23 protein-coding genes, 2 tRNA genes and 1 pseudogene are annotated in these 26,800 nt (G+C 65.7%); 12 read left to right on the top strand and 14 right to left on the bottom strand.

All coding sequences use genetic code 11. The features are described from left to right. Positions 1-2 precede the first annotated feature (2 nt). The 5 genes from BYZ73_RS15550 to BYZ73_RS15530 all read left to right on the top strand — a co-directional run bounded on the left by BYZ73_RS15550 (position 3) and on the right by BYZ73_RS15530 (position 5,402). On the top strand, positions 3-1,037 hold the full coding sequence (locus BYZ73_RS15550) for a cysteine synthase A (protein WP_112316640.1): 1,035 nt from the start codon (positions 3-5) through the stop codon (positions 1,035-1,037). Then, on the top strand, positions 1,034-3,490 hold the full coding sequence (locus BYZ73_RS15545) for a DUF3772 domain-containing protein (RefSeq protein ID WP_108025031.1): 2,457 nt from the start codon (positions 1,034-1,036) through the stop codon (positions 3,488-3,490). Before BYZ73_RS15550 ends, BYZ73_RS15545 begins: the two co-directional genes overlap by 4 nt. After that, on the top strand, positions 3,487-4,203 hold the full coding sequence (locus tag BYZ73_RS15540; protein WP_112316639.1) for an alanyl-tRNA editing protein: 717 nt from the start codon (positions 3,487-3,489) through the stop codon (positions 4,201-4,203). Before BYZ73_RS15545 ends, BYZ73_RS15540 begins: the two co-directional genes overlap by 4 nt. Before the next feature lie 118 nt (positions 4,204-4,321). After that, positions 4,322-4,411 (top strand) — tRNA-Ser (locus BYZ73_RS15535). A gap of 234 nt (positions 4,412-4,645) precedes the next feature. After that, a protein-coding gene (locus tag BYZ73_RS15530; RefSeq protein ID WP_108025035.1) for an IS5 family transposase occupies positions 4,646-5,402 on the top strand; the annotation gives its coding sequence in 2 pieces (ribosomal slippage) (positions 4,646-4,971 and positions 4,970-5,402; 759 coding nt in all). A 192-nt stretch (positions 5,403-5,594) separates the two neighbouring features. Here the strand turns inward: BYZ73_RS15530 and BYZ73_RS15525 are convergent. After that, the gene (locus BYZ73_RS15525) at positions 5,595-6,047 is read right to left on the bottom strand and encodes a hypothetical protein (protein ID WP_220086849.1); all 453 of its coding nucleotides are present in this window, start codon (positions 6,045-6,047) and stop codon (positions 5,595-5,597) included. Then, a complete protein-coding gene (locus tag BYZ73_RS15520; protein ID WP_245943184.1) occupies positions 6,025-6,216 on the bottom strand; it encodes a BREX system Lon protease-like protein BrxL in 192 nt (63 codons plus the stop codon). The genes BYZ73_RS15525 and BYZ73_RS15520 overlap by 23 nt, the downstream gene beginning before the upstream one ends. A gap of 17 nt (positions 6,217-6,233) precedes the next feature. Between BYZ73_RS15520 and BYZ73_RS24180 the strand changes: the two are divergent. Next, positions 6,234-6,380: pseudogene (locus BYZ73_RS24180) on the top strand (integrase core domain-containing protein); the annotation flags it as partial. 544 nt (positions 6,381-6,924) lie between these two features. Here the strand turns inward: BYZ73_RS24180 and acnA are convergent. Further along, a complete protein-coding gene (gene acnA, locus BYZ73_RS15515) occupies positions 6,925-9,675 on the bottom strand; it encodes an aconitate hydratase AcnA (protein ID WP_112316638.1) in 2,751 nt (916 codons plus the stop codon). A 242-nt stretch (positions 9,676-9,917) separates the two neighbouring features. Between acnA and BYZ73_RS15510 the strand changes: the two genes are divergently transcribed. Continuing rightward, on the top strand, positions 9,918-10,616 hold the full coding sequence (locus BYZ73_RS15510; protein WP_112316637.1) for a DUF1223 domain-containing protein: 699 nt from the start codon (positions 9,918-9,920) through the stop codon (positions 10,614-10,616). A 36-nt stretch (positions 10,617-10,652) separates the two neighbouring features. On the opposite strand, the gene BYZ73_RS15505 is transcribed toward BYZ73_RS15510, so the two are convergent. From BYZ73_RS15505 to purB, 4 genes are all read right to left on the bottom strand, one after another. After that, a complete protein-coding gene (locus BYZ73_RS15505) occupies positions 10,653-11,534 on the bottom strand; it encodes a lysophospholipid acyltransferase family protein (protein ID WP_112316636.1) in 882 nt (293 codons plus the stop codon). Positions 11,535-12,626: 1,092 nt separating this feature from the next. After that, complete coding sequence (locus tag BYZ73_RS15500) at positions 12,627-13,655, bottom strand: flagellar motor switch protein FliG (protein WP_112316635.1); 1,029 nt, start codon at positions 13,653-13,655, stop codon at positions 12,627-12,629. A 155-nt stretch (positions 13,656-13,810) separates the two neighbouring features. Further along, positions 13,811-13,972, bottom strand: coding sequence for a hypothetical protein (locus BYZ73_RS22815; RefSeq protein WP_165828132.1), 162 nt, complete (start codon positions 13,970-13,972; stop codon positions 13,811-13,813). 113 nt (positions 13,973-14,085) lie between these two features. Then, positions 14,086-15,393, bottom strand: a complete 1,308-nt coding sequence (purB, locus tag BYZ73_RS15495; protein WP_112316634.1) for an adenylosuccinate lyase — start codon at positions 15,391-15,393, stop codon at positions 14,086-14,088. Positions 15,394-15,470: 77 nt separating this feature from the next. On the opposite strand from purB, the gene BYZ73_RS15490 reads away from it, so the two are divergent. The 3 genes from BYZ73_RS15490 to BYZ73_RS15480 all read left to right on the top strand — a co-directional run bounded on the left by BYZ73_RS15490 (position 15,471) and on the right by BYZ73_RS15480 (position 17,514). Next, positions 15,471-15,884, top strand: coding sequence for a DUF6314 family protein (locus BYZ73_RS15490; RefSeq protein ID WP_112316633.1), 414 nt, complete (start codon positions 15,471-15,473; stop codon positions 15,882-15,884). Positions 15,885-16,017: 133 nt separating this feature from the next. Further along, on the top strand, positions 16,018-16,569 hold the full coding sequence (locus BYZ73_RS15485) for a biotin transporter BioY (protein ID WP_237399888.1): 552 nt from the start codon (positions 16,018-16,020) through the stop codon (positions 16,567-16,569). 132 nt (positions 16,570-16,701) lie between these two features. Then, positions 16,702-17,514 carry a heme-dependent oxidative N-demethylase family protein gene (locus BYZ73_RS15480; protein ID WP_112316632.1) on the top strand — a complete coding sequence of 271 codons (813 nt, stop codon included), beginning with the start codon at positions 16,702-16,704 and terminating at the stop codon, positions 17,512-17,514. A gap of 66 nt (positions 17,515-17,580) precedes the next feature. Here BYZ73_RS15480 and glnA read toward each other — a convergent pair whose 3' ends face one another. Both glnA and BYZ73_RS15470 read right to left on the bottom strand, forming a co-directional pair. Further along, positions 17,581-18,987 (bottom strand): type I glutamate--ammonia ligase, encoded by a 1,407-nt coding sequence (glnA, locus tag BYZ73_RS15475; protein WP_108025052.1) that lies wholly within the window; start codon positions 18,985-18,987, stop codon positions 17,581-17,583. A gap of 76 nt (positions 18,988-19,063) precedes the next feature. Then, the gene (locus BYZ73_RS15470; protein WP_075785018.1) at positions 19,064-19,402 is read right to left on the bottom strand and encodes a P-II family nitrogen regulator; all 339 of its coding nucleotides are present in this window, start codon (positions 19,400-19,402) and stop codon (positions 19,064-19,066) included. Positions 19,403-19,578: 176 nt separating this feature from the next. Between BYZ73_RS15470 and BYZ73_RS15465 the strand changes: the two genes are divergently transcribed. Next, positions 19,579-21,123 carry an NAD(P)H-hydrate dehydratase gene (locus tag BYZ73_RS15465; protein ID WP_112316631.1) on the top strand — a complete coding sequence of 515 codons (1,545 nt, stop codon included), beginning with the start codon at positions 19,579-19,581 and terminating at the stop codon, positions 21,121-21,123. Positions 21,124-21,417: 294 nt separating this feature from the next. Next, positions 21,418-21,502: transfer RNA gene (locus tag BYZ73_RS15460), tRNA-Leu, on the top strand. A 73-nt stretch (positions 21,503-21,575) separates the two neighbouring features. Here the strand turns inward: BYZ73_RS15460 and BYZ73_RS23860 are convergent. The 5 genes from BYZ73_RS23860 to BYZ73_RS22430 form a co-directional block, all read right to left on the bottom strand. Then, positions 21,576-22,007, bottom strand: coding sequence for a tyrosine-type recombinase/integrase (locus BYZ73_RS23860; RefSeq protein ID WP_245943182.1), 432 nt, complete (start codon positions 22,005-22,007; stop codon positions 21,576-21,578). After that, entirely contained in the window at positions 22,004-22,627 is a 624-nt protein-coding gene (locus tag BYZ73_RS23855; protein ID WP_245943181.1) for a hypothetical protein, read from the bottom strand. The genes BYZ73_RS23860 and BYZ73_RS23855 overlap by 4 nt, the downstream gene beginning before the upstream one ends. Next, positions 22,624-23,616, bottom strand: a complete 993-nt coding sequence (locus tag BYZ73_RS15450; RefSeq protein WP_170120301.1) for a M41 family metallopeptidase — start codon at positions 23,614-23,616, stop codon at positions 22,624-22,626. The genes BYZ73_RS23855 and BYZ73_RS15450 overlap by 4 nt, the downstream gene beginning before the upstream one ends. Further along, positions 23,598-25,328 carry an AAA family ATPase gene (locus BYZ73_RS15445; RefSeq protein ID WP_112316630.1) on the bottom strand — a complete coding sequence of 577 codons (1,731 nt, stop codon included), beginning with the start codon at positions 25,326-25,328 and terminating at the stop codon, positions 23,598-23,600. Before BYZ73_RS15445 ends, BYZ73_RS15450 begins: the two co-directional genes overlap by 19 nt. Before the next feature lie 243 nt (positions 25,329-25,571). Further along, positions 25,572-26,141, bottom strand: coding sequence for a hypothetical protein (locus tag BYZ73_RS22430; RefSeq protein ID WP_146746314.1), 570 nt, complete (start codon positions 26,139-26,141; stop codon positions 25,572-25,574). Positions 26,142-26,800 lie beyond the last annotated feature (659 nt).

Below are 26,800 nucleotides of genomic sequence, written 5' to 3'. Positions count from 1 at the left end.
ACATGGCGGCGATACGGAGCGATCTGGCCGATCTGGTCGGCAATACGCCTCTGGTGCGCCTGAAAGGGCCATCGGAGGCAACCGGCTGCGAGATCCTCGGCAAGGCCGAGTTCCTCAATCCGGGTCAGTCGGTCAAGGACCGCGCCGCCTTGTGGATCATCCGCGATGCGGTGGCGCGCGGCGCTCTGGCGCCGGGCGGCACCATCGTCGAGGGCACGGCGGGCAATACCGGCATCGGGCTGGCGCTGGTCGGCGCCTCGATGGGGTTCCGCACGGTGATCGTGATCCCTGAGACGCAAAGCCGCGAGAAGAAGGACATGCTGCGCCTGGCCGGTGCCGAGCTGGTCGAGGTGCCCGCGAAACCCTATCGCGACCCCGATAACTACGTGCGCTATTCGGGCCGTCTGGCCGAGGCGCTGGCGAAGACCGAACCCAATGGCGCGATCTGGGCCAATCAGTTCGACAATACCGCCAACCGCCAGGCCCATTCCGAGGGCACCGGCCCCGAGATCTGGGACCAGACCGGCGGCCGGGTCGACGGGTTCATCTGCGCGGTCGGTTCGGGCGGCACGCTGGCGGGCACAGCGATGGCGCTGCAGCCCAGGGGCGTGAAGATCGGCCTGGCCGACCCCCATGGGGCGGCGCTTTACAGCTTTTACACCACGGGCGAGATGACCTCCGAGGGCTCTTCGATCACCGAGGGCATCGGGCAGGGCCGGATCACCGCCAATCTGGAAGGCTTCACGCCCGATTTCTGCTGCCGCATCGGCGACGACGAGGCGCTGGGCGTGGTGTTCGACCTGCTGGCGCAGGAGGGGCTGTGCCTTGGCGGCTCGTCGGGGGTCAACGTCGCGGGCGCCATGCGGATGGCCCGCGAGATGGGCCCCGGCCACAGGATTGTCACCATGCTGTGCGATTCCGGCACGCGCTATCAGTCGCGGCTCTTCGATCCCGCCTTCCTGCGCGGGAAGGGCCTGCCCGTGCCGTCCTGGATGGACAGCCCCAAACGGTCGATGCCGGAGGTGTTCGCCGGATGAAGTTTCGTTTCCTTGTTGCGCTGCTGGCCGTGCTGGCCACAGCCGTTTTGCCGACCGCACTCCCCACACCGGCGCTGGCCCAGGCCCAGGCCCAGCAGGAGGGCCCCGATTACGCCGAGTGGAACAAGGTCGCCTCGCGCGCCGAGAAGGTCCTGGCCGAGGGCAAGGCCTCGACGGCCGCTTTCGACACGCTGCGCGGCGAACTGGTCGACTGGCGCACGCGGTTTCTCGATGCGCAGAACATCAACTCGGCCCGGGTCAAGACCCTGCGCGACCAGATCTCGGCGCTGGGCGATCCGCCCGCCGAGGGCGAGACCGAGCCGCAGGAAATCGCCAAGCGCCGCGCCGAGCTGACCAAGCAGCTGAACGAGGCGCAGGCCCCGAGCCTGAAGGCGGTCGAGGCCTACAGCCGGGCCGACGGCCTGATCCGCGAGATCGACCAGATCATCCGCGAACGGCAAGCCGATCAGCTGCTGCAACTGGGCCCCTCGCCAGTGAACCCGGTCAACTGGGCCGCCGGTCTGACCGCGATCCGCGGCACCCTTGTCGAGGTCGGCAACGAGCTGTCGTCGAACTGGGAAAACCCCAATGCGCGCGCGACCATGCAAAGCGCGCTGCCGGTGACGCTGCTGTTTCTGGCCCTGGCCGGCCTCCTGACGGTGCGGGGCCGCCGCTGGATGGAGATGCTGTCGGTGTTTCTGGCCCAGCGCGGCCGGGGCCGGGGGCGGACGCTCTTTTCCGGCATCGCGTCGCTCGGGCAGATCGTGGTGCCGACGCTGGGGGTCGTGCTGCTGGCGGGGGCGCTGAAATCCTCGGCGATGCTGGGGCTTCGCACCGAGCGGGTGGCGCAGATCCTGCCGATCCTCGGCTTCACGATCTTCACCGCGGGCTGGCTGGGCGGCCGCGTCTTCGCCCAGCTGGGCGTCAGCCGCGCCATCCTGACCCTGCCGCCCGAGCGGCGCGCCGAGGGCCGGTTCAATTCCTGGATCATCGGGCTGATCCTGGCGCTGGCGATGCTGGCCCAGGAAGTGACCAAGGTCGAGAACTATCCCGCCGAGGCGGTCGCGGTCCTGAGCTTTCCGATCCTGCTGCTGGCCGGGCTGATGCTGTCGCGGATGGGCCAGCTTCTGCTGGCGCATTCCCGGGCCGACGGCGCCGAAAGCCCCGAAGAGCGGCCCTATCGCAACCGCGTCGCCGCCTTCTTCGGCCGCGCGGCCATCGGGGCCGGGCTGATCGGACCGCTCCTGGGGGCGGTGGGCTATGCCGAGGCGGGCGATTTCTTCGTCTATCCCTCGATCCTGACGCTGGCGCTGGTGGGCTTCCTGCTGCTGCTGCAGCGCTTCGTGACCGATATCTATGCCATCCTGATGGGCCGCGATGTCGAGGACCCCGAGAATGGCGGCGATCTGATCCCGGTGCTGATCGGGATGATGCTCGTGCTGCTGTCCATGCCGGTGCTGGCCCTGATCTGGGGCGCGCGCATCGCCGACCTGACCGAGCTCTGGGCGCGCTTCACCGCCGGCTACAGCATCGGCGGCACCCGGATCTCGCCGACGAGCTTCCTGACCTTCGTCGTGGTCTTCGCCCTGGGCTACGCGCTGACCCGGCTGGTGCAGGGCATGCTGCGCTCGACCGTGCTGCCGAAGACAAAGATCGACCCGGGCGGGCAGACCGCGCTGATCTCGGGCGTGGGCTATGTCGGGATCTTCCTGGCCGGGGTGGTGTCGGTGACGACCGCGGGCATCGACCTCAGCTCGCTTGCGATCGTCGCCGGTGCGCTGTCTGTCGGTATCGGCTTCGGGCTTCAGACCATCGTTCAGAACTTCGTCTCGGGTATCATCCTGCTGATCGAGCGGCCTGTCAGCCAGGGCGACTGGATCGAGGTCGGCGGCGTGATGGGGATCGTCAAGGACATCTCGGTCCGCTCGACCCGGATCCAGACCTTCGACCGCACCGACGTGATCGTGCCCAATGCCGATCTGATCGCCGGGCAGGTGACGAACTGGACCCGGCAGAACCTGACCGGGCGGGTGATCCTCAAGGTCGGCGTCGCCTATGGCAGCGACACCCGCAAGGTCGAGAAGATCCTCATGGAAATCGGCGAAAGCCATCCGCTGGTGATGGTGAACCCGGCGCCGCTGGTGGTGTTCCAGGGCTTCGGCGCCGATGCGCTGGAATTCGAGCTTCGGGTCATTCTGCGCGACATCAACTACGGGCTTTCTGTGCGAACCGAACTGAACCATGAGATTGCCCGCCGCTTTGCGGAGGAAGGCATCGAGATCCCCTTCGCCCAGCGCGACATCTGGCTGAGAAACCCCGAAACCCTGCGCGAACGGCCCGCGCCGCAATCGCCGGGCCCGTTCCTGCCGCGCCAGAGCGCCGAACCCCAGCCCGAGCCGCTTGCCGATCTCGGCGGCGACGCCGACGCCGATGGAGGAGATGGACCCCGATGACCGACCCGCTTTACCGCAAGGACCCCTATCTCAGAGAGGCGCCCGCGACGGTCGTGGCCCATGCCGAGGGCGGCGTGGTGCTGTCGGCGCCGCTGTTCTATCCGCGCGGCGGCGGCCAGCCCGGCGATACCGGGCGGCTGGTCTGGGAAGGCGGCGAGATGACCGTGGCCGACACCGTCAAGGGCGAGGCAGGAGCGGCGCTGTTGCTGGCCCCTGAGGGCGCCACCCTGCCGCCGGTCGGCACCGAGGTCGTCCAGCATCTCGACTGGGACCGCCGCCACGGGCATATGCGCGTCCACACCGCGCTGCATCTGCTGTCGGTGGTCATTCCGCTGCCGGTCTCGGGCGGCGCCATCGGCGCCGACAAGGGGCGGCTCGATTTCGACATGCCCGAGGCGCCCGAGGACAGGGAGGCGCTCGAGGCGGCGTTGAACGCGCTGATCGCCCGCGACCTGCCGGTCGGCGAGGAGTGGATCACGGAGGCCGAGCTCGACGCCGATCCGGGGCTGGTGAAGACGATGTCAGTGGCCCCGCCGCGTGGCACGGGTCGTGTCCGCCTTGTCCGCATCGGCACGGGCAAGGACCGGGTCGACCTGCAGCCCTGCGGCGGCACCCATGTCGCCCGCACCGGCGAGATCGGCCCGGTCCGCCTTGGCAAGATCGAGAAGAAGGGCCGTCAGAACCGGCGGGTGACGGTACTTCTGGACGCCTAGCGTCCTGCCCGGCAGGATCCCGCCCGGTCCCGTGCCGGAGGGTCGCGGGGCAGGGGGGGCGAGAGCAGCCAAACTCCTCTTGCATCGCGCCCCCGGCCGAGGGTAGACAGCCTGTCACGGAGAGGTGGCCGAGTGGTCGAAGGCGCACGCCTGGAAAGTGTGTAGGCGGGAAACCGTCTCCAGGGTTCGAATCCCTGTCTCTCCGCCATATGCTCTTGAAATCACTGAATATTTTCCCGCTCAGGGAAATCTATTGCCGATCTAGTGACAGTTTTCGCGCGGTAGATTTGGGGTGCCCACAAGGGTTTCGTGCTTGGATGTTCACTGGTACGTGAAGCCTGCGTCTTTTCACCCCCACAAGGAAGGTTCTTACCTGTTAGGCTCCAGACCCATTGATTTCAGGCTTTTGGCGTGATTCAGGCTCCGCAAGGAGACCTGATCGATGAGCAATCTTTACTGGCTGACTGATGCGCAGATGGAGCGTCTCAAACCGTTTTTTCCCAAGAGGCATGGCAAGCCCCGCGTCGACGATCGTCGCGTTCTCAGCGGCATAATCTTCATCAATCGCAATGGGTTACGGTGGTGCGACGCACCAAAGGAATACGGCCGGGCAAAGACCCTTTACAACCGTTGGAAGCGCTGGAGCGACAATGGGGTCTTCGCCAGGATCATGGTGGGCCTAGCCGCCGAGAGTGCAGAGCAAAAGACGATCATGATCGACGCGACATATCTCAAGGCGCACCGCACGGCATCAAGCCTTGGGGTAAAAAGGGGGGCGCGGACGCCAGAGCGGGCGCACCAAAGGTGGCATGAACACCAAGTTGCACGCCGTTGCCGATGCGAAAGGGCTGCCGATCAGGTTCTTCATGTCGGCCGGTCAGGTCAGCGATTACACCGGCGCGGCGGCGCTGCTGGGCGACCTTCCGAAAGCAGGCTGGCTGCTCGCCGATCGAGGTTATGACGCCGATTGGTTCAGAGAAGCGTTGAACGACAAGGGGATAAAGGTTTGCATCCCCGGCCGGAAGTCCCGCAAGAAGGCCGTGAAATACGACAAGCGGCGCTACAAGCGCCGCAACCGCATCGAGATCATGTTCGGCCGCCTGAAGGATTGGCGGCGCGTCGCAACTCGATATGACCGGTGCCCGGAGACCTTCTTCTCTGCGATCATGCTCGCCGCGACCGTCTTGTTCTGGCTGTGAAACTCAATGAGTCTGGACCCTAGAACGGCCCGGTCGGCGTCATCAAGGCCAGCAGCGGCGCAAGCGTCGCGTATACCCGCTGGATTTGGCATTCGAGAAACCGCAGTTGCCGAGCTTATCGCCGCAGTGAATCAATGTCCGGCCCGCAATCCTGTCGACCTCTATGTCGCGCCCGCCTGCACTCTCCGAACCTCACCAAGGACAGATCGTAAGCTGCGCTGGTGATGCAATGCCTGACTTGTTGCGGTCGTTGTTTCGAATGGCCTCGACAGCCTTGTGTGACGCCTCGGTAGCGCCCGGCGTGACACGATTGCCGACCCAGAGGCCGAGTATGAATGGTTCCGTGCCCCAGATCTTGTCGTCTGCACGACGGCTGACCTCCATCGCGCAGAGCAGCGTCGTGGCCCGCGGGAATTGTTGTAGCGTCAGAAGGCGCAGTGTGTAGCGCATGATGACAGCGAGACCGCGTGAAGCGTCGAGGCCGCCTAGATCATTTTTCAAGCGGCGCATGGCCATGGCGAAGGCCGCCACACCGAGATAGGCTTCGGTCTTCCTGCTACCCGTCGGGAACCAGAGGAGGTCCGCGAACGCCTCGACCGGCTTCGTCCGGTCCGGATGAGCCTTAGCCTTTGGTGAACATTTCACCGCGGATGACGTCGATCTCGCAGCCCGGCAGGCAGGCGTGCAGGCGGTCGTTGAAGGCGGAATCGTGGAACTGGCTGGGCAGCGCTTCGAAGAGGTCGCTGTTCTTGCGCATGAACGGAACAGTGTGGTCGGTGTTGCCGACGAAAGAAACGCTGGCCTCCGCGCCCATTGGGTTGACCCTGCGGGAACCTGCGCCATGCCCGCGGCCTGATCACGGCGTGGAGAGACGACTACAACCGTCACCGCCCCCAACACGGGCCTCGACGGGCTCACCCCGTGGAGTGATACCAAAGGTCGAAGGAGGACCAAACCCTGAACAGAGTTCACCCATAAACGCGGACTCCGAGGGGAGCAGGTCACTGGCAATCTCAAGGACGACTGGATTCGGGAGAGCCCGGCGATCGGGGCGTGGACGAAGGAACGGCGATGCGTTTGGGTGTTCGCGTGCGCGGAGAAATCGTCGTATGGATCGCAGATTGACCGGGGGACTGTCCTGGAAAGGGGGGCAGTGTCCTGCCTGCGCGGGGGCGAAGGTCGCAGCCCGGCGCCTCAACAGGAACTGACGGCCGTTTGGCCGTCAGCGCACAGGTCGGATGAATAGGTGCGGCTCAATAGCCGCGGTGGCCACGGTCGGCGAAGCCGCCAACCTGTCTCACGCAATCAAGGCCGTTGTCGTCTTGTGACGGTCCCCCAATTCCCCCCTGAAAAGGTCTTGTGAAATATCTGTCAAAAATCGTCCTCAATATGGACTTATCATAGTCCAAACTTGATCCAGCGCAAAGCGGAACCGGGTTGCCAGAACAAAAACTTTTGTTTCAGAAAATGACATCGCCCCGGGTTTCGGCCCGGGGCGATTTGTTTTCAACGGCTTGGCGGATCACCCGGCCTTGGCGAGGTTGCGCAGAACGTAGTGCAGCACGCCGCCATGCTCGACATATTCCTTCTCGATGGCGGTATCGATCCGGCATTTGAGCGTCACGGTCTTTTCGGTCCCATCGGCATAGACGATGGTGCAGGGCACGTGGGCCTGCGGTTTCAGATCGCCCGCGAGACCCTTGATCGAGAAGCGTTCCTCGCCGGTCAGACCCAGCGTCTTGCGGGTGTCGCCGTCGGTGAACTCGAAGGGAATCACCCCCATTCCCACCAGATTCGAGCGGTGGATGCGTTCGAAGCTTTCGGCGATCACCGCCTTGACCCCCAGAAGCGCCGTGCCCTTGGCCGCCCAGTCGCGCGAGGACCCGGCACCATATTCGATGCCGCCGATCACCACCAGAGGCACGCCTTTCTCCTGCCAGGCCATCGCCGCCTCGAAGATCGAGGTCTCGTTACCGTCCGGACCCTTGGTATAGCCGCCCTCGACGCCCGAGAGCATCTCGTTGCGGATCCGGATATTGGCGAAGGTGCCGCGCATCATGACTTCGTGGTTGCCGCGACGCGAGCCGTAGGAGTTGAATTCGCGCACCGGCACCTGACGCTCGATCAGGTACTTGCCGGCAGGCGTCGTGTCCTTGAACGACCCGGCAGGGCTGATGTGGTCGGTCGTGACCATGTCGCCCAGGATCGCCAGCGGACGGGCATTCTCGATATCGGTGATCTCGCCGGGTTCGGTGCCCATGCCCTGGAAGTAGGGCGGGTTCTGGACATAGGTCGAGCTCGCCGGCCAGTCATAGGTCTCGCTGTCGGTGGTCTCGACCGCCTGCCATTTCTCGTCTCCCTTGAAGACGTCGGCATATTTCGACTGGAAAGCGTCGCGGGTCACGGTCTTCTCGACCAGTTCGGCGATTTCGGCCTGGTTCGGCCAGATGTCCTTCAGGAAGACGTCCTTGCCGTCCTTGTCCTGGGCGATGGGATCGCGGGTCAGGTCGATGTTCATGTCGCCCGCGATGGCATAGGCCACGACCAGCGGCGGCGAGGCCAGGTAGTTGGCGCGCACATCGGGGCTGATCCGGCCCTCGAAGTTGCGGTTGCCCGACAGCACCGAGGTCGCGATCAGGTCATTGTCGTTGATCGCCTTCGAGATCTCCTCGGCCAGCGGCCCCGAATTGCCGATGCAGGTGGTGCAGCCATAGCCCACGAGGTTGAAGCCGATCGCGTCCAGGTCTTCCTGCAGCCCGGCCGCCTCGAGATATTCGCTGACGACCTGCGAGCCGGGGGCAAGCGAGGTCTTGACCCAGGGCTTGCGGGTCAGGCCCAGTTCGCGCGCCTTGCGCGCCACGAGCCCGGCGCCGATCATCACATAGGGGTTCGAGGTGTTGGTGCAGGAGGTGATCGAGGCGATCACCACCGAGCCGTCGCGCAGCTCGTACTCCTGCCCCTCGACCTTTGCGCTCTTGCGCGGATCGGCATCGAGATCGGGCGCGGGGGCCTCGGCCAGCATGTCGCGCGCTTCCTCGCTTTCGTCGATGCCGCGATAATCCGACACGACGTTGAAGAAGGACTGCGCGGCATTGGTCAGCGGGGTGTGATCCTGCGGCCGTTTCGGCCCCGAGATCGCGGGCACGACCGTGCCCATGTCGAGATGCAGCGTGTCGGTATAGACCGGGTCGTAATCGGCATCGCGCCACATGCCATTGGCCTTGGCATAGGCCTCGACCAGCGCGATACGGTCCTTGTCGCGGCCGGTCTGGGTCAGATAGCGCAGGGTTTCCTCATCGACCGGGAAGAAGCCGCAGGTGGCGCCGTATTCGGGCGCCATGTTGGCGATGGTCGAGCGGTCGGCCAGCGGCAGATGATCGAGCCCCTCGCCGTAGAATTCGACGAACTTGCCGACGACGCCCTTCTGGCGCAGCATCTGCACGACCTTCAGCACCAGATCGGTGGCGGTGGTGCCCTCGACCATGCTGCCGGTCAGCTTGAAGCCCACGACCTCGGGGATCAGCATCGAGACCGGCTGGCCCAGCATCGCGGCCTCGGCCTCGATCCCGCCGACGCCCCAGCCCAGAACGCCCAGCCCGTTGACCATGGTGGTGTGGCTGTCGGTGCCAACGAGCGTATCGGGATAGGCCACTTCGGCGCCGTCCTGATCGGTATCGGTCCAGACCGTCTGGGCCAGGTATTCCAGGTTCACCTGGTGGCAGATGCCGGTGCCGGGCGGCACCACGCGGAAGTTGTTGAACGCCTTCTGGCCCCATTTGAGGAAGGTGTAGCGTTCGATGTTGCGTTCGTATTCGCGGTCGACATTCATCTGGAACGCGCGCGGGTTGCCGAATTCATCGATCATCACCGAGTGGTCGATGACCAGATCGACCGGGTTCAGCGGGTTGATCTTCTGCGCATCGCCGCCAAGGCCCAGAATGCCGTCGCGCATCGCGGCCAGGTCGACCACGGCCGGAACGCCGGTGAAGTCCTGCATCAACACTCGGGCCGGGCGATAGGCGATCTCGCGGGCGGCCTTGCCGCCATTCGCGGCCCAGTCCGAAAAGGCCTTGATGTCGTCGACGGTGACGGTCTTGCCGTCCTCGAAGCGCAGCAGGTTCTCAAGCACCACCTTCAGCGCGGCGGGAAGACGCCCGAAATCACCGAGCCCGGCCGCCTCGGCCGCGGGGATCGAGTAATAGGCATAGCTGGCGCGTCCGACGCTCAGCGTCTTGCGGGTCTTGGCTGTGTCCTGTCCAACGGTGATCGGCATGAAAGATCGTTCTCCATCAGGGTGTCGCGCGGTTCACGAAATTACCTGCACGCTCTTGCCCGATCCCCCGGGGGCGATCAAGAGGGTGCGGCAAGATTTGTATACCGTTGTGCACAGAAATGTCCAGCCAAACTCCGGTCCTGCGCGGCCGATCCGCACGGCCCCCTCCCGAATCCTTGATTGGCAGGTGTCCGGGCGCTTGGGTACGAAGATCGGGCGAAGGGGAAATCAAGGCGAGTCTGATGCGCGCAGTCCTTACGGTCCTGTTGGCGGGGTGTGTTTCCTTTGCCGGTCCCGCCCGGTCGGATTCGAGCCCGGTGGTGGTCGAGCTCTTTACCTCGCAAGGCTGTTCATCCTGCCCGCCCGCCGATGCGCTGATGGCCGAGCTGGCCAAGCGCGACGACGTGATCGCTCTGGCGCTGCATGTGGACTACTGGGACTATATCGGCTGGAAGGATGTCTTCGCCGATCCGGCCTTCACCCGGCGCCAGAAGGCCTATGCCCATGCCGCGGGCAAGCGGTCGATCTACACGCCGCAGATGGTGGTCGAGGGCGAGGATCACGTGGTCGGCTACCGGCCGATGGACCTGGCCCATCTGATCGAGGCGCATGCCGTGACCGAAAGCCCGGTCTCGCTCAGCCTGGCCCGGCAGGGCGACACGGTGACGGTGTCGGCGGTCTCGACCGAAGCTTTCGGCGAAGATGCGGTGCTGCAGATCGTGCGCTACCGGCCCGAGCAGATGGTCGATATCGAGCACGGCGAGAATGCGGGCAAGTCGCTGCGCTATACCAATATCGTCGACGCCTGGACGCCGGTGGCGCGCTGGAACGGCGCCGACCCGCTGTCGATGAGCATCGAGGCCGCCGGAGACGAACCGGTCGTGGCCATCCTGCAGCGCCCCGGACCGGGCGAGATCCTGGCGGCAGCGCGCCTGCGCTGAGGCTCTCCGGCTGACGCTTCCCCAGGGCGGGCGCGGTCAGCGGACCTTCCAGCGGCGATGAATCCAGAACCATTGCTCGGGGTGGCGGCGGACGCGCGCCTCGAGGCTGTCGTTCAACGCCTGCATCATCTCGCGCGGGGTCGAGGGCGGCACCGGGGCCTCGATCTCGATATCGAAGCTCAGCCCGTCGGGGCGGCGCGTGGCGTAGAAGGGGATCAGATCGGCGCCGTAGCGCAGCGCAAGTTCGGCGGCGGACAGGGCCGTCAGTGCAGGCTGGCCCATGAAGTGCAGCTCGGCTCCCCGGCGGGCATGCTGGTCGGTCAGCAGCACAAGCATTCCGCCGCTGCGCAGATGCCGCACGAACCCCGCAGTGCCGCGCCGTCCCTGCGGAAAGACCGGGCCGCCGAAGGCCTCCATCGTGCGGACGTAATGGGCGTTGAAGAACGGGTTCGCCATCGGCCGGTAGAGCCCGCCGATCTCGTAGCCGCGCGCGACCAGCGCCGCCCGGGCCGCTTCGTAATTGCCGAAATGGCCGGTGACCAGAATCGCGGGGCGCCCGGCCGCGCGGGCTGCCTCGAGCGCCGCGAGTCCCGGCCCCTGCGGCTCGGCCTCCGCCATGCGCGCGAGGAAGGCGCGGGTCGAGTAGTTCTCGATCAGGGTGCGTCCGGCATTGTCGGCCACGGCATCGGCGATGCGACGCCGCTCGTCGGCGGGCATCCCGGGGTAGACCAGCGTCAGATTGGCCTCGGCCCGGGCGCGATAGCCCGCAACGGGCGCGATCAGCCGCCGCGTGACCCACCCGCCGAAGGGCACGCGGCGCTCATAGGGCAGGGCCAGCGCCGTGCCGATCAGCAGCCGCGCGACGCGGTCCGTCAGCCAGTCGCCAAGCCGCCGTGCGCGCCTGTCCCGCTTGCCCATCGGACCGGTTTCCTTTCGTGCCTTTGCCCGCTTGCCGGGGCCGCGATGCCTGATGCGGCCCCGATGCCGCCGCCCGTCAAGGTCGGCCCGCCGCGCTGGCAGACATAGTCGCCCCGCGCCCCTGCCACAAGCACCGGCTCTTTCGGCCAGGTTGTGCGCGAGGCGGGACGGTTCGGGGTCTTCGGCGGCCGCCGGTCCTGGAACGTTGCTGCGTCGCCCGAAGGGGCCGCCCGTGCGGATCGTCGAGTCGGATGTGGGACCGGCGAGGCAGGCTGCGCCGCCCGCGATCCGCGGCTTGGCCGCACTAGACGGCGCGGTTGGTCGGAGTGGCAGGGCGGACCAGAGAGACGATCTCGTTCATTGCCGGGTCTCCCGGGGTCAAGCCATCCGGGGAGGTTCGGTTGGATCGGTCGCGGGGGCGCGGCGTCTAGGCCGTGCCCAGAGGGCAGGCCCGTCGGGTCAATTTCATCGGCCATCTCCGCCATGGCATTCCGTTCGGGCCAGATCCTGCAGATCGGTTGCCGGGGTGCAACGTCCCGGGGCCGCGCTCATGGACCCGACGAGCTGACGGGCCGATCTTGGCGACCAGCCCCCCGCCGGAAGGAGATCTGGCCGAGGTCCTGTGAAACCGTCCCCGTGGCGCGGCCTCGAAAGGCGGGCTCAGCGATCGGACCTATCGGACCATTCACATCCCAGCTTTCCGGGCGTCCCACAGGGCCGGTTGCGGCCGTTCAGCCCTTCTGGCGCGCTCTCGCAGGCCAAGCCGAAAGAGCGGAGCGTGTTTGGGTGTTTGGACCCATGATCCGCGCATATGACCGTGCCGGTCCCTGAAGACCGCCCTCGGTCGCGATGCCGTCTGGCCGGACCTGGCAGGCTGCTGAGAAACTCCGACCATCGCCTTTTCGATGCCAAGGGGCGTCATTTTTGAGCTCTCTCGTTGAGCTGATGAAAATCCAGCGCGTTAGAGCCTGACGAGCGAGCCGACAGGGGCGCGGCTGAGACCTTTTTCAGCGGCCTGCTAGGGGGGCAGGGGCCGCCGGGCGCCAGCGCCGGTCTGGCCCCTCCCATCGGTTCGGCCTTGTCCGCCGGGTATCAGGCGGCCTTGCTGGACTTCCTGAGCTTGATTTCGCCCGCAGCCTCCATGCCGCGGATCGCGGCGATGACGTCGGCCATGGCGGCCTCGGTCTCGTCGGCGGCGGGGGTGCCGCGATCGTTGATTTCGTCGCGAATCTGGCCGGCCATCCGCTGGGACATGTTGTTGAGGATGAACTCGACCGCCGGTCCGGTCTTGCCGTCGGCACCCGCCATCGCGGTGATGAGCTTGGCCTGTTCGATCGCCCGGGTCAGCGCCGGCACGTCGCGTTCGTCCAGACGGTCGGGAATGTCGGCGAAGGTGAAGACCGCCTGACGGACCCTTTCGGCCAGTTCCGCATCGGTTTCGCGCAGGCCTTCCAGAACGTCGTCGCGCGTGGCGGCGGGCGCCACGTCGAGGATTGCGCCCATCCGGGTTTCCGGCGCGAGATCGAAGGCCGGTTCGGGGGCGGAATTGATCCGGTCGGCGAGGGCGCGGCCGATTCGCACCACCGCGGCTGGGGGCACCTCGGCGGTGCGCGAGATCGCGAAGGCGATGCGCCGGGCCTCGGGCCCGGGCATCTTGCCAAGGATCGTCGCGGCGATCTGGCTGGGCAGCTTCGACAGGGCCACCGCCGCGACCTCGGGGCTTTCGGCCAGCAGGATCTCGGTCAGCCGGGTCGGGTCGAGCCCGGCCAGCGTCGCCCAGGGGTCGCCGCCCCGTTCGGTGCCGAAGCGGGCGCGGATCGCGGCCGCGGCCTCGGGGCTGAGATGATCGCCGAGCAGACGCATCGCCTCGTCGATTCCGCCGGGGAAGGCGAGGCCGAACTGTTCCAGCTCGATCAGGAATTCCTCGATCACGACCTGGAGCGTGTTGCCGTCGATATAGCGCATTTTCGCGATCTCGTCGGCGAGATCGGTCTGCACTGTCGCGGGTAGCGAATGCAGCGGAAGGTCGATCCCTTCGTTCAGCACAAGGCGAACGATGATCGCGGCCTTCTGGCGCGATGTCAGGCCGGGAGAGGCGATAGGGGCTCCGAAACTCTGCACGTGGGTCTCCGTCTTCTTGGGGAAGAGGGTTAATCCCCGGGTGTTAAGCCGGGGTTATCGGAGACCGTCAGCGTGAGCGAAATTTGTCGGAACTGCGGTGGTTTCGCAGAAAAGGGCGGCGCACCGGGTCGGCCGGGCGCCGCACAAGGGCCGGATCAGCTGGTGCTCTGGTCCACGCAGGTGCCCGTGGCCGTGTCGAAGGTCTGCCCTTCGCCGCAGGTATTGGCGTTGATGCGCTTTTCCCAGCCGCATTCGGCCGAGGCGAGCGCGGGCACGAGCGCAAGCGCCGCCGCTGCAAGGATCGTCCTGGTGGTCATGGTGCATCTCCCTCCTGAAGGTGGAGGGAGGATAGCACCGAATCGCTTGGCCAGGCGTTCACGGAAATATCAGCAGGCGCGTTCCCGCCCGGAAACGCGCCGCGCGGCCGGGCTCAGCTTTCGCCGAAGACCCGCTTGAACAGGGTGTCGACATGCTTGGTGTGATAGCCGAGGTCGAATTTCTCCTCGATCTCGGCGGGACTCAGCGCCGCCGTGACCTCGGCATCGGCCAGAAGCTCTTCCTTGAAGTCCTTGCCCTGTTCCCAGACCTTCATCGCGTTGCGCTGCACCAGCCGATAGGCATCCTCGCGACTGACACCGGCCTGGGTCAGCGCCAGAAGCACCCGCTGGGACATCACCAGCCCTTTGAACTTGTTCATGTTGGCCAGCATGTTCTCGGGGTAGATCACTAGCTTGTCGATCACGCCCGCAAGCCGGTTCAGCGCGAAATCGAGCGTCACGGTCGCATCGGGCGCGATACCGCGCTCGACCGAGCTGTGCGAGATGTCGCGTTCATGCCAGAGCGCCACGTTCTCCATCGCGGGGACCACGGTCATGCGCACCAGCCGCGCGAGCCCCGTCAGGTTCTCGGTCAGGACCGGGTTGCGCTTGTGCGGCATCGCCGAGCTGCCTTTCTGGCCCTTCGAGAAGAACTCCTCGGCCTCCAGCACCTCGGTCCGCTGCATGTGGCGGATCTCGATGGCGACATTCTCGATCGACGAGGCGATGACGCCCAGCGTCGCGAAGAACATGGCGTGGCGGTCGCGCGGAATGACCTGGGTCGAGATCGTCTCGGGGACAAGGCCCATCTGCTTGCAGACATGCTCTTCGACCGAGGGGTCGATATTGGCGAAGGTGCCGACCGCGCCCGAGATCGCGCCGGTCGCGATTTCCTCGCGGGCGGCCAGCAGGCGGCGCTTGCCGCGCTCCATCTCGGCATAGAAGCGGGCGAAGGTCAGGCCCATGGTGGTGGGCTCGGCATGGATGCCGTGGGACCGCCCGATCCGCACCGTATCCTTGTGTTCGAAGGCGCGGCGCTTGAGCGCGGCCAGCAGCTTGTCCATGTCCGCGATCAGCAGGTCGGCCGCGCGCATCAGCTGGACGTTGAGGCAGGTGTCGAGCACGTCCGACGAGGTCATGCCCTGATGCACGAAGCGCGCCTGGTCCGAGCCCACATGTTCGGCCAGATGGGTCAGGAAGGCGATGACGTCATGCTTGGTGACGGCCTCGATCTCGTCGATCCGGTCGACGTCGAAGACCACGTCCTTGGCCTTCCAGACGGCTTCGGCATTCTCTTTCGGGATCACCCCCAGCGCAGCCTGGGCATCGCAGGCATGGGCCTCGATCTCGTACCAGATGCGGAACTTGGTGGCGGGGTCCCAGATGGCGGTCATCTCGGGGCGGGCATAGCGGGGGATCATGGGCGCAGCCTTCGCTTGGACGTGGGTTCGCGGTCTGATACCGCCTGCGCTCAGGCGCGGCAAGAAGCGGGGGCAGGGTGCCGGAATTTGGGGATTTCGAGGGAGCCTGGCGGCTGACGCGCCGGATCGACGACCGGCTGAGCGGGCAGGTGCTGCGGCTGACGGGCCGGGCGGTCTTCGCGCGCGATGATGCGGGGCTTGTCTATGACGAAACCGGGCGGCTCGAACTACCCGGTCAGGCCCCGGCGGTCGCGACCCGGCGCTATCTCTGGCGCGCGGGCGCCGCGGGGATCGAGGTCTTCTTCGAAGATGGTCGCTTCTTTCATGCGCTGGGTCCGGGCGACCGCCCCGAGGCGCGGCACGACTGCGCGCCCGATCTTTACCGCGTCCGCTACGATTTCGCCGCATGGCCCTGCTGGTCGAGCCGCTGGGAGGTGCATGGCCCGCGCAAGAATTATGCGATGGAAAGCGAATACCGGCCCGAATCTTAGCCGGGGGCCGTCGTCGCGTCCCGCCGGGTCTTGCGCCGGAAGCGACGCTCGGGCAATACGGGTCGCAACGGATGCAACGGGAGTGACCGTAATGGCGTATGCCCTGACCGAAAAGGTCCTTGTCGACAACATCATGCCCCGGAACGGCGCGCTGCGCGTGGCGCGGGACGCGGCTCTGGTCGTGGCCGGGATCGCGATCCTGGCGCTGGCGGCCCATATCAAGGTGCCGATGATCCCGGTGCCGATGACCATGACCACCTTCGCGGTGCTGACGCTGGGCGCCGCCTACGGGCCGCGGCTGGGTCTGATCACCATCCTCGGCTACATGGGTGTCGGCGCGCTGGGCTTCGACGTCTTCGCCGGGTCCTCGGCCGAGCTGTCGGGGCTGACCTATATGATGGGCTCGACCGGCGGCTATCTGGTCGGCTACGTGCTGGCCACCCTGGCGCTTGGCACCTTCGCCCGCGCCGGCTGGGACCGCTCGATGGGCCGGATGGCCGTGGCGATGCTCGTCGGCAACGTGGTGCTCTACGTGCCGGGGCTGATCTGGCTCGGCCAGCTTTATGGCTGGGACCAGCCGATCCTGGCCTGGGGCCTGACGCCCTTCCTGCTGGGCGATGCGCTGAAACTGGCGCTGGCCGCGCTGGCGGTTCCGGCGGTCTGGCGGCTGATCGGCCGCGACTGAGCGCCCGAAGATACGGCATTTCGGAAGGGGCGTGGCCTGCGGGCCGCGCCCTTTTCATTTTCACCCCCGGGCTTTGCCAGGGTCCCAAGGACAGGGCTTGCCGCGATACCCGGCGCGGGCTCTGATCGGCCGATGATCCAAGCTGTGCCGATCCTTCAGACAACGCTTCCCTACACCCCTTGGGCCGAGCTCGCGATGCGGCGCCTGCCGGGCATCCAGCCGCTCGATCCGGATCTCTGGCTGATCCGCGACGAGGCCCATGCCGCCCAGATGGCCGAGCGCGACCGGCTGATCGCGACCCATCGCGATGCGGTGCATGCGATGCGCCCCGAGGCCGAAGACGCCGCCTGGGAGCTTTACGATCTCGTGCTGGCCGATCTGGCCCGGCGTCCCGGAACCGTCATCGGCGCCGCGGAGGTCCTGCGCCCCGACGGGGTGCGGGTGCCGCTTGAGGGTCCGCCGCTTGTCCGGCTGGGGCGGTTGGTGCAGGAGGATTTCTGTCTGCTGCAGCCGGGCCCCGAGGGACCGGTTCTGACCGGCGCCATTCTCTGCTTTCCGGCAAGCTGGCTGCTGGCCGAAAAGATCGGCCGTCCGTTGGGCGCGGTGCATGGCCCGGTGCCGCAATATGACGGGATGCTGGCCGCCCGGGTCGAACGGCTGTGTGCGGGGCTTGCGCCCGGGCGGCCGCTCTGGCGGGCCAATGCACATTTCTACATCGACCCCGCGCTCTTCCAGCCCCGCCCCGAGGCCGCGCCGCGTGCCAAGGTGGCCGGTCCCGCCCCCTATCTTCGAAGCGAGCGCCAGATGCTGGTCCGGCTGCCGCGAACCGGGGCGGTGGTATTCTCGATCCACACCTATGTCGTGGCGATTGAGAGCCTGAGCCCTGCCCAACGCGCGGCGCTTGAGGCGCATCCGATCGGCTATGATCCGGCACGCCCGGCCTGATCCCTGAGGGGACGCAAAAAGGGCGCCCGAAGGCGCCCTTTCCGAAACTCGGTCCGAAGGACCCGATCAGCAGCTGTAGTACAGCTTGTATTCCATCGGGTGGGGCGTGTGTTCGAAGGCGTAAACCTCTTCCCACTTGAGCTCCATGTAGCCTTCGATCTGGCTCTTGGTGAAGACGTCGCCCGCCAGCAGGAAGTCGTGGTCCTTGGCAAGGCTTTCCAGCGCTTCACGCAGCGAGGCGCAAACGGTGGGAATGCCTTCCAGTTCCTCGGGCGGCAGGTCGTAGAGGTTCTTGTCCATCGCCTCGCCCGGATCGATCTTGTTCTTGATCCCGTCGAGACCGGCCATCAGCAGGGCCGAGAAGGCAAGATAGGGGTTCGCCGCCGGATCGGGGAAGCGGGCCTCGACGCGTTTGGCCTTGGGCGACTCGGTCCACGGGATACGGATGCAGCCCGAGCGGTTGCGGGCCGAATAGGCGCGCAGCACCGGGGCTTCGAAGCCCGGGATCAGCCGCTTGTAGGAGTTGGTCGAGGGGTTGGTGAAGGCGTTCAGCGTCTTGGCGTGCTTCAGCAGGCCGCCGATGTACCACAGCGCTTCCTGGCTCAGATCGGCATATTTGTCGCCGGCAAACAGCGGCTTGCCGTCTTTCCAGATCGACATGTTGCAGTGCATGCCCGAGCCGTTGTCGCCCGCCATCGGCTTCGGCATGAAGGTCGCCGTCTTGCCGTAGGCCAGCGCCACGTTGTGGATGACGTACTTGTATTTCTGCAGGTTGTCGGCCTGTTTCTTCAGGCTGTCGAAGATCATGCCCAGCTCGTGCTGGCAGGTCGCCACCTCGTGGTGGTGTTTGTCGACCTTCATGCCGATCCGCTTCATCGTGGACAGCATTTCCGACCGGATGTCCTGGCCTTCGTCCGACGGGTTCACCGGGAAGTAGCCGCCCTTGTAGGTCGGACGGTGGCCGAGGTTGCCCGACTCGTATTCGGTGTCGGTGTTCCAGGCGGCATGCTCGACGTCGATGGCATAGGCGACCTTGTTCGGGGTCACGGCATAGCGCACGTCGTCGAAGATGAAGAATTCAGCTTCGGGCCCGAAATAGGCCACATCGCCGATGCCCGAGGATTTCAGATAGGCTTCGGCCTTCTCGGCGGTGCCGCGCGGATCGCGGTCATAGGCTTCGCCGGTATCGGGCTCGACCACCGAGCAATGCACGCAAAGCGTCTTCTCGGCATAGAACGGGTCGATATAGGCGCTGTCCGGGTCGGGCATCAGCTTCATGTCGGAGGCTTCGATCGACTTCCAGCCGGCGATCGACGAGCCGTCGAACATGAAGCCTTCGTCCAGGAAATCCTCGTCCACCAGGTCGGCCATCACCGTCACGTGCTGCAGCTTGCCGCGCGGATCGGTAAAGCGGATGTCGACGTATTCGACGTCCTCGTCCTTGATGGTCTTGAGAACCGTGTCTTTGCTCATGTGACCTTCTTCCCCTCTGTACTTAGGTTTGGTCGCGTCCTGGCCGGGCGGACCCGGCGCATGCGTTACGGGTGTCTTAAAGGGCGTCCTCGCCGGTCTCGCCGGTGCGGATGCGGATCGCCTGCTCGACAGGCGAGACGAAGATCTTGCCGTCGCCGATCTTCTCGGTCTTGGCGGCGTTGACGATGGCCTCGATGGCGGCCTCGACCTGATCGTCGGGAAGGACGATCTCGATCTTCACCTTGGGCAGGAAATCGACGACATATTCGGCGCCGCGGTACAGCTCGGTATGGCCCTTCTGGCGGCCGAACCCCTTCACCTCGATCACCGAAAGACCCTGAACGCCGGCTTCCTGCAGCGCCTCTTTGACCTCGTCGAGCTTGAAGGGTTTGATGATCGCCTCGATCTTCTTCACGGCGCGCGACTCCCTCTTGGTATGGTTCGACGCCCGACAGACCACTTTCCCCCGAGGCGCACAATTGGCTAGGCTGACGCGCAAGTTGGGCGTTCATGGAATCTTGGGGCGCTGCCCGGGAAGTGGGCGACATGCCTGCTAAATGAGCGCTTTGGAAACGAATTTTGAGGGTTTCGATGGCCGAGCTTCTGACCTCTGCCCAAATGCGCGCCATCGAGGCCGACGCGATGGCGCGTGGCGATGCAGATGGCGCGACGCTGATGGAGCGCGCGGGCGAGGGCGTGGTCGCGGCGGCCCTGGCCGAATGGCCCGATCTCGAGGCAGGGCCGAAGGCCGCGCTGGTGCTGTGCGGACCCGGCAACAACGGCGGCGACGGCTTCGTGGTGGCCCGCCTGCTGGCCGAGCGTGGCTGGCGGATCGAGCTGTTCCTGTTCGGAGCCCCCGACCGGCTGCCGCCAGACGCGCGCCGCAACCATGACAGCTGGGCCTCGATGGGCCGGGTGCGGCCCTGGGATGACGAGACGGTGGCCGGGCTGGTGTCTTCCGGCGATGCCGATCTGGCGGTTGATGCGCTTTTCGGCAGCGGTTGCTGCCGGGGGATCGGGGCCATTGCGGGGCAAACCGCCGCTGCGCTGGACGTCTTCCGCGCGGCGGGCGGCCGGACGCTGGCGGTCGACATGCCAAGCGGGCTTTGCACCGATAGCGGGCGCGATCTTGGCGGCGTGCTGCCGGCGGCGCTGACCGTGACGTTCCACCGCGCCCGGATCGGCCAGTTCACCGCTGAAGGAAGCGCGTTTTGCGGCCGGATCGCCATCGCCGATATCGGGCTCGACCAGACCGGGCCCTGTCCCGGCGCGGTCGCGCTGGCCGAGGCCCCCGGGCGCGTCATCGGCAAGGCGGCGGCCATCGGCGGGCATAAATACAGCCACGGCCACGCGCTGGTGCTGGCGGGCGGGCCGGGACGGACCGGCGCCGCGCGTCTGGCGGCGCGCGGGGCGCTGCGGGTGGGGGCCGGGCTTGTGACCCTGGCCGCGCCCGGGGCGGCGCAGCTCGAATGCGCCTGCCATCTGACGGCGGTGATGCTGCGTGCGGTCGATGGCCCGGAGGATCTGACAGCCTTGCTGGACGATCCGCGGTTCTCGGCGCTGTGCCTCGGCCCGGGGATGGGGACCGGCCCGCGCGAGGCGGCGCTGCTTGCGGCGGCGCTTGCCAGCGGACGCCCCGCCGTGCTCGACGCCGATGCGCTTCGCCTGTTGGCGAAGACGGTCGAGCCCGTCGCGGCCCTGCATGGACACTGCGTTCTGACGCCCCATGGCGGCGAGTTCGCCCGGCTTTTCCCCGATCTCGCCGAGCGGCTCGCGGCGCGCCCCGCGCGCGGCCCTGCCTTTTCGCGGATCGAGGCGGTCCGGGCGGCGTCCGCGCGGTCGGGGGCGGTGGTGCTGTTGAAGGGCGCCGATACCGCGATCGCGGCCCCGGATGGCCGGGCCGCGATCCACGCGGCGCTTTACGACCGTGCCGCGCCCTGGCTCGCGACGGCGGGATCGGGCGACGTGCTGGCCGGGCTCGTGACCGGCCTGCTGGCCCGGGGCCGCCCGGCGTTCGAGGCCGCAGCTGAGGCCGCCTGGCTTCATGCCGACGCCGCGCGCCGGGTCGGTCCGGGTCTGATCGCCGAGGATCTGCCCGACGCCTTGCCCGCGGTGTTCCGCGCCCTCGATCTGTAGGCCGATCCGGCAGAGCGCCTGCGGCGCACGCTTTCCTGTGCTCGCCCTTCGGGCGGTAGAAATTGGGTATTTTCGCCAAGAAGAAAGAGGCGCGCGGGCGAATCCATTGGCTTTCGGGCGAAAGCGCCTTTGGCGAGCCGCAGGGCTTCCCTTCGGGGCAGCCTTACGGCCGGAGCCCGCGGGTCGAAGCGGCCCTTACGGGCGGTTTTTCCGCTCGCCAGCTTCCGGGGGCTTTGCTAGAAGGGCGCGGATCGAAAGGCGGCGGTTTGCATCGGGGCTTTTCGGTGCTGCTGTGCGGGTGTGGCGGAACTGGTAGACGCACCAGATTTAGGTTCTGGCGCCGCAAGGCGTGGGGGTTCGAGTCCCTTCACCCGCACCATTTTGATTTCAAAGAGAAAATGTCTGTTGCGGTAATGCCGCCGCCCAATTGATCAGGCGAGTTTGGCAGTTTGTTAGCGCTTTCCTGTTTCGTTTCTGCTCTGTTCCCGTGCCGTCTGGGCCCTTCGGGAGGCTGCTTTTTGGTTCGCCTGGGCGGTATATTTCTGAACCATCGAGAGTGTCTTGTGGCCGGTTACGGCCTGGATGTCGCGCATGTCGACACCCGCGTCGGCCAGCTGGGTCGCCGCCGTGTACCGCCAGCCATGCGGCACCAGGCGGCCTTGGCCCGACAAAACGCCGATCGCTTTCCGAATATCCTCAACCCTTTTCTGCACCTGACGTTTTCCCATGTGCTGAGTGCGGTTCTTCGCAAGAATATAGGTTCCGTTCCGGGGAACGGTTTCCAGGAAACGCTGAAGGCGCGTCGGGCAGTACACTTGGATCTTGGCTGAGGTCTTCTCCTGAACCACTTTCATATACTCGCCATCGAAGTCGTCCCATTTCATCGAGATGCAGTCACCAAGCCTCTGGCCGGTGCCGATCGCCAGATCATAGATGATGGGTTCGACGCTGTGCTCTTCGCATACTGCTTCGAAGGCGAGCAGTTTGTCCTCGGGCCATGGCTCATAAGTTTGTCCTCGGGCCATGGCTCATTTTCGCCGCCCGTCAGCTTCTCGACATCCACGATTGGGTTGCGGTCGATCCATTCGAGGTTAACGGCGTGGCGCATGAGGATCGAGAGGACGGCCACGCGCTCGTTGGCCTTCGACCAGGTATCCTGCAAGGCATCGCGCGCCTCGATTGCGTGTTTGCGCCGGAAGGAACGTACATCCCTTGCTCCATTCTTCTCACGGATCGCTTCGCAATGCCGTCTGTAGTTGGCTGCGGTCCCCTTGCTGAGGCGCTTGTACTTCGAGCTCTGGTAGCAGCTGGCGATCAGTGGGTCCCAAGTCGTCCGGGACGCCGCAGACGATTGCCCACGACGCAGATGCCAGTATGCCCGCAGGAAGGCGTCGCTGCCGGGCGCCGCCTTGAGACGTACCCTTGTCTTGCCTTTCCCGAAGTAGTGGTAGGTACGCCCCTTCACGGTGATGGTGTCCAGATAGGGAAGCTCCAGCTTCTTCAACTTTCGAAGCTTTCGTCGGGAACGGTGCCAGTCAGGATGGCTTCCAGGCCAGACACCCGCCACCGCAGCACCTGCCCAGCGAGGTCGATGGGCTGCGGCAGCGCGCCGATTTGGACGAGGTTCCTGAACTCGTTCGTGCGCATATCCAATATCCGCGCCGCGGTTGCTTCCTTGACGGCCAAAAGGGGGTGCGTCTGGACATGTGTTCCCTCCCTTTCTGGCGGTTGTCCTGTGTGAAGGCGTCCTGAAAGTTTAGTCGATGACGAGCGCCTGACGGGACATGTCATGTCTGGAAACTGCTTGGAAATATGTGGATTGCGCCCTGACATTGTGGAGAATTCCCTCTCCACGGGGGCAAGAGGGCGATCTTGCCTCCGTTGCTTTCGGGCACTCAAGTTTGGCACGGATTTTCCCAAAGAGAATTTTGCGGAATCACGTGGACCTTCGCTGAGCCAAGAGACTACGGGTGCCCAAGGTCTTGCGAGCCGGGTCTGCCATGCCGTGTCCACCGGCGTATGAGACACGACGTCGGACGGCGTTCCCTCAAACCACTGTGCCAGGGCTGAGGCGTTCATTTCGCGCCGCTGCACCAGGTCGTTCGAGATATTCACAAGAGTGTCCTTTCTCGATCCGAGCAGTGCATATGCCTTGCGTTCCGCCTGCCCCAGTTTTGCACGGACCCTCTGCTTCTCCTGCTCGGTCAGCCTTTGCATCTCGGAGGGCCCCAGCCAGCCGTCGCCGTTACAGCCAAGGCCAAGCTCCCGGTCCATTTGCAGGACCAAGCTGGTTGCCAAGGCAAGATCGCTTTCCCTATCTCCACCAGCGCCGCCAGAGATATCGCCCAGCAGCAGCCTCTCGGCTGCGCGACCGCTCATGAGGATCAGCAGTTCGGTCTCGATTTCCTCGACCGTAAATTCGGCGAACGTCGAACGGCGCTCGGTCCGGCCGTCGCGATCGGAGAGGCTGAGTTTTACGACAGATCCCGGCACCAGCAGTTCGGCTGCAAGCGCGTGACCGGCTTCGTGGACGGCGATACGGCGGAGCAGTTCCGGGTTGGGCTGATCGATCCTGAGGTAGCCGGCGCAGCAGGTCGGATGACGACGGCCGTGGCGGCGCGCAATGCGGCATCAAGTTCGGCGGGGGTCTTGCCGACTGCGGCGCGGGCCAGGGTGTCGATCTCGCTTTCGGACAGCTTGTCCGCCAGCACTTTGCCTAGGATCCGGCTGATGTCCGCGATCAACGGTAGTGGCATTCGCACGGTCTGGTCAAAGCGGCCAGGGCGCGTGATCGCAGGATCGAGTCTGCTGATCTGGTTGCAGGCCCCGATCAGGATCACGCCCGGTGTGCGGACCAGACGGTCGATCTGCTGAAGGAAGCCGTTCACAACCTGAACCCGGTAGCTCATCCCACGCTGATCGCCGCCGAAGCTCGACCCGACCGCGTCGATTTCATCAACAAAGAGCACGCAGGGCGCTTTAACCGCCGCCTCGTCGAAGCACTTGATCATCGCGGCAAGCATATGTCCGAGATATCCTCGGGCCTGCCAGTCGGCGAAGCTGCCCTCGACCAGAGCGATGCCGGCCGCCTCAGCCAACTGCCGGGCAAGATAGGTCTTGCCTGTGCCTGGGGCGCCATGGATCAGAAGGGAGCGTGACATTTCGCTCCAGTCCAATTCGCCAGCCTGCCATGCCGCGAGATCCGCCACGATGTTTCGGACAGCCTCGTGAGCAGGGGTAGCGCCGTCGATGATCGCTGGGCCGGAGCGCTCTCGCGCGACCACGCCGGGGGGCGCCGCCTTGGTCATCAACGAGATCCGTTTGGCAACCCCTTGAGCTGCAGGCGCGCGGCACGCCATAGCCAGATTTCCCGCCTCCAAACTGGCCAGGCTCTCGTCGTCGGGCAACATTGCCCGCACGCTTTCCTCATCGATCCTTCCGGTCGCGCTGTGGCTGACGCCCAGGGCAAAGAGGAGAATATCGGCATTCACCTTTTCCAGGACCAGAACGCGCGCGCGTGTCTCGCCGGTGCCGAAGGAAGCTGGCAGGTGCTCCTGCCGCCCGACTGGCAGCAGGATTGGCGCCGGATGGTGAAGCAAGCGCTCCAGTTCCTTTTCCATGACCGGCCGGTCGGGCAGCTGGAGCACCGGGTGCGGCGCGGACCTAGGCGCCCGGCTTTGGGTCGACCAGCCATTCGGCAGCATGTCGCCAGTCAGCAACTTTCCGAGGGAGAGGGTGGGTTCGAGTCCCACCACGACCGTCAACGCTCCGGGTTGGAGGCACGCCTCCCAGCCCTCCGCATTCTGGAAGGTTGCGGCGAGGCGCGCGACGAGGATCACGTCGCGCAGGGGAAGCGGGATTGCGGCGCGGGTGGTGCCGTTCGCCGCGGTGGCGAAGGGATCGCCGCCGTCTGCCGCGATGGCGTGCCACTCCTCTGGTGGTAGATGGGACGCACTGCTGACGCGGCCCATGGTCACGGCGGCCGACTGCATCCCGGAGGCCGCGCGGCGCGCAGGCGGTTTCGGGCTGTCGCCGCCGTCATACGCCATCAGAGCGTTGCCAGCGGCGGCGCATCGTTCAAGGTCGACGATGTTGGTTTCGGTTGCGCGCAATCGCGCGATGCAGTCCTGGGCGAAGGCCCACCACTGCGGGCGCTTCGCGCCAGTTTTCTTGGGAAGGGGAGATTGGGAGGAAGGTTGGGTCATTGGCGTCTCCGTACTGTACGGAGCATGGCGCCCGGCACAGGCGCGCGATCCGGAATGGGTCTTGGGATGAATCCGGCGGGAAGAGTTGGCGCTGTCCGGGATGTGGGTGTGGCGGCGCACGCCGGGGCCCTCCGCGCACTATAGCGTGCGGGCTTTGCTTCCGGGAGAAGGGGCTGGGCCACCGCGGAGTTTCCGGTGTCAGGCAGAGCTGTCCCGGAACCAAGTGCACGGGCGCCGCTCTTCTTAACGGATTTCGTTGAGGCGCTTCAGGATGAGCGGCTCGATCTCGATCCCGTAGACCTCGGTCTTGACTGATCGCCAGTCCTGGAAGTGCGCGTGTGGGATGATCGCGTCGGGATGAGACTTCTTCAGCGCCCGGTGCAGGGCCTTTTCGCAACACAGCGCGGTATGGCGAGTTGGTTGCGGGACGGTCTGCAGAAGCTCTGCCTGGATTCCGGGTTGAAGCAGGAGCTGGTGACGCAGCCGCGACTGCGGGTCGCGCGAGAAGCCGAGCTTGACCACCTTCAGTCCAGTCGGAAGCTCCATACGAATGGCATAGAGGTTGCTTTGCGCGGTGGCCCAGCCCTCCCCGCATGCGGTGCATTGAAAGCGACCGCTCTGCATGTTTGCTTGGGCTACTCGCTGCCTGTGCCCACGGCCGTGCCGATAGATCCTGTAGTTCGGGTTGCCTTCCGGATCGCTTCCCTGCAGTTGCCAGCCACGGTCAGCTGCTTCTTCGGCTTCTTTTCCGGAATGACAGGTCTCGCATCGCAACCTGCAATGGCCGTTTGCGATGCGCTCGATCTGGGCCACTTCCGTTCCGGGAAAAAAGGTCCATGTGACCCGCCACGACCTGGCGTGCGGTCCGCAGTTCAGCGGCGGTCTCGCAGTCGAGCGTCCAACCCCGCACCACCTTTCGTCCGAAAGCCCCTGCCTCGCGACAGCACTGCCCAGGATGGGGGCAAAGCCACCGGAACTCGCAACAGATGACCATGGTTCAAAATCCTATGCTGCACTCACCCGGTTCCTGGCTATTGCTGCCGCTCAGCGCTTTTTGGAAAGACTGCCTGATGGCTCGCGAAGGTCGCGCTACGTTTGACAACTGTCGCCGCCGCAGACCTGGACACGCGCCGGTCGAACCGAAAAGAAAGCCGGTCTCCGCCGGACGCGGTGCCGGGGGCGGCGATCCTGCGCTTGCGTATCCTGAGGCCTTGCTTAGGGTGCATGGCAATATGTTAATCAACCTCATAACGCTTTTCGGGCAGGTGTCGCAGGACGTCCTTTCGCCGGATGGCCGGATGATATGCACTTCCCGGACATGCGCGGACGCTGCGTCACGCACTGCCGACCTCCAACCTCAGGAGCGCCGATGAACGTCCTCGTCTTTCAGCACCTCGATGTCGAACACCCCGGCGCGTTCCGGGATTTCTGGGCAGAGGCGGGCCATGGCTGGTACGCCGTCGAACTCGACG

The organism is Rhodovulum viride, assembly GCF_003265965.1.
GTDB lineage: Bacteria > Pseudomonadota > Alphaproteobacteria > Rhodobacterales > Rhodobacteraceae > Rhodovulum > Rhodovulum kholense.
Note: the sequence above shows the minus strand (reverse complement) of the source record. Positions and strands in the feature narration are given on the sequence as shown.

Coding starts and splice junctions, on each gene's coding strand:
- BYZ73_RS15550 (WP_112316640.1), top strand. CDS start 3: ATGGCGGCGATACGGAGCGATCTGGCCGATCTGGTCGGCAATACGCCT.
- BYZ73_RS15545 (WP_108025031.1), top strand. CDS start 1,034: ATGAAGTTTCGTTTCCTTGTTGCGCTGCTGGCCGTGCTGGCCACAGCC.
- BYZ73_RS15540 (WP_112316639.1), top strand. CDS start 3,487: ATGACCGACCCGCTTTACCGCAAGGACCCCTATCTCAGAGAGGCGCCC.
- BYZ73_RS15520 (WP_245943184.1), bottom strand. CDS start 6,216: ATGGGCGCGGAGGCCAGCGTTTCTTTCGTCGGCAACACCGACCACACT.
- acnA (WP_112316638.1), bottom strand. CDS start 9,675: ATGCCGATCACCGTTGGACAGGACACAGCCAAGACCCGCAAGACGCTG.
- BYZ73_RS15510 (WP_112316637.1), top strand. CDS start 9,918: ATGCGCGCAGTCCTTACGGTCCTGTTGGCGGGGTGTGTTTCCTTTGCC.
- BYZ73_RS15505 (WP_112316636.1), bottom strand. CDS start 11,534: ATGGGCAAGCGGGACAGGCGCGCACGGCGGCTTGGCGACTGGCTGACG.
- BYZ73_RS22815 (WP_165828132.1), bottom strand. CDS start 13,972: ATGACCACCAGGACGATCCTTGCAGCGGCGGCGCTTGCGCTCGTGCCC.
- purB (WP_112316634.1), bottom strand. CDS start 15,393: ATGATCCCCCGCTATGCCCGCCCCGAGATGACCGCCATCTGGGACCCC.
- BYZ73_RS15485 (WP_237399888.1), top strand. CDS start 16,018: ATGCCCCGGAACGGCGCGCTGCGCGTGGCGCGGGACGCGGCTCTGGTC.
- BYZ73_RS15480 (WP_112316632.1), top strand. CDS start 16,702: ATGATCCAAGCTGTGCCGATCCTTCAGACAACGCTTCCCTACACCCCT.
- glnA (WP_108025052.1), bottom strand. CDS start 18,987: ATGAGCAAAGACACGGTTCTCAAGACCATCAAGGACGAGGACGTCGAA.
- BYZ73_RS15465 (WP_112316631.1), top strand. CDS start 19,579: ATGGCCGAGCTTCTGACCTCTGCCCAAATGCGCGCCATCGAGGCCGAC.
- BYZ73_RS23860 (WP_245943182.1), bottom strand. CDS start 22,007: ATGAAATGGGACGACTTCGATGGCGAGTATATGAAAGTGGTTCAGGAG.
- BYZ73_RS15445 (WP_112316630.1), bottom strand. CDS start 25,328: ATGACCCAACCTTCCTCCCAATCTCCCCTTCCCAAGAAAACTGGCGCG.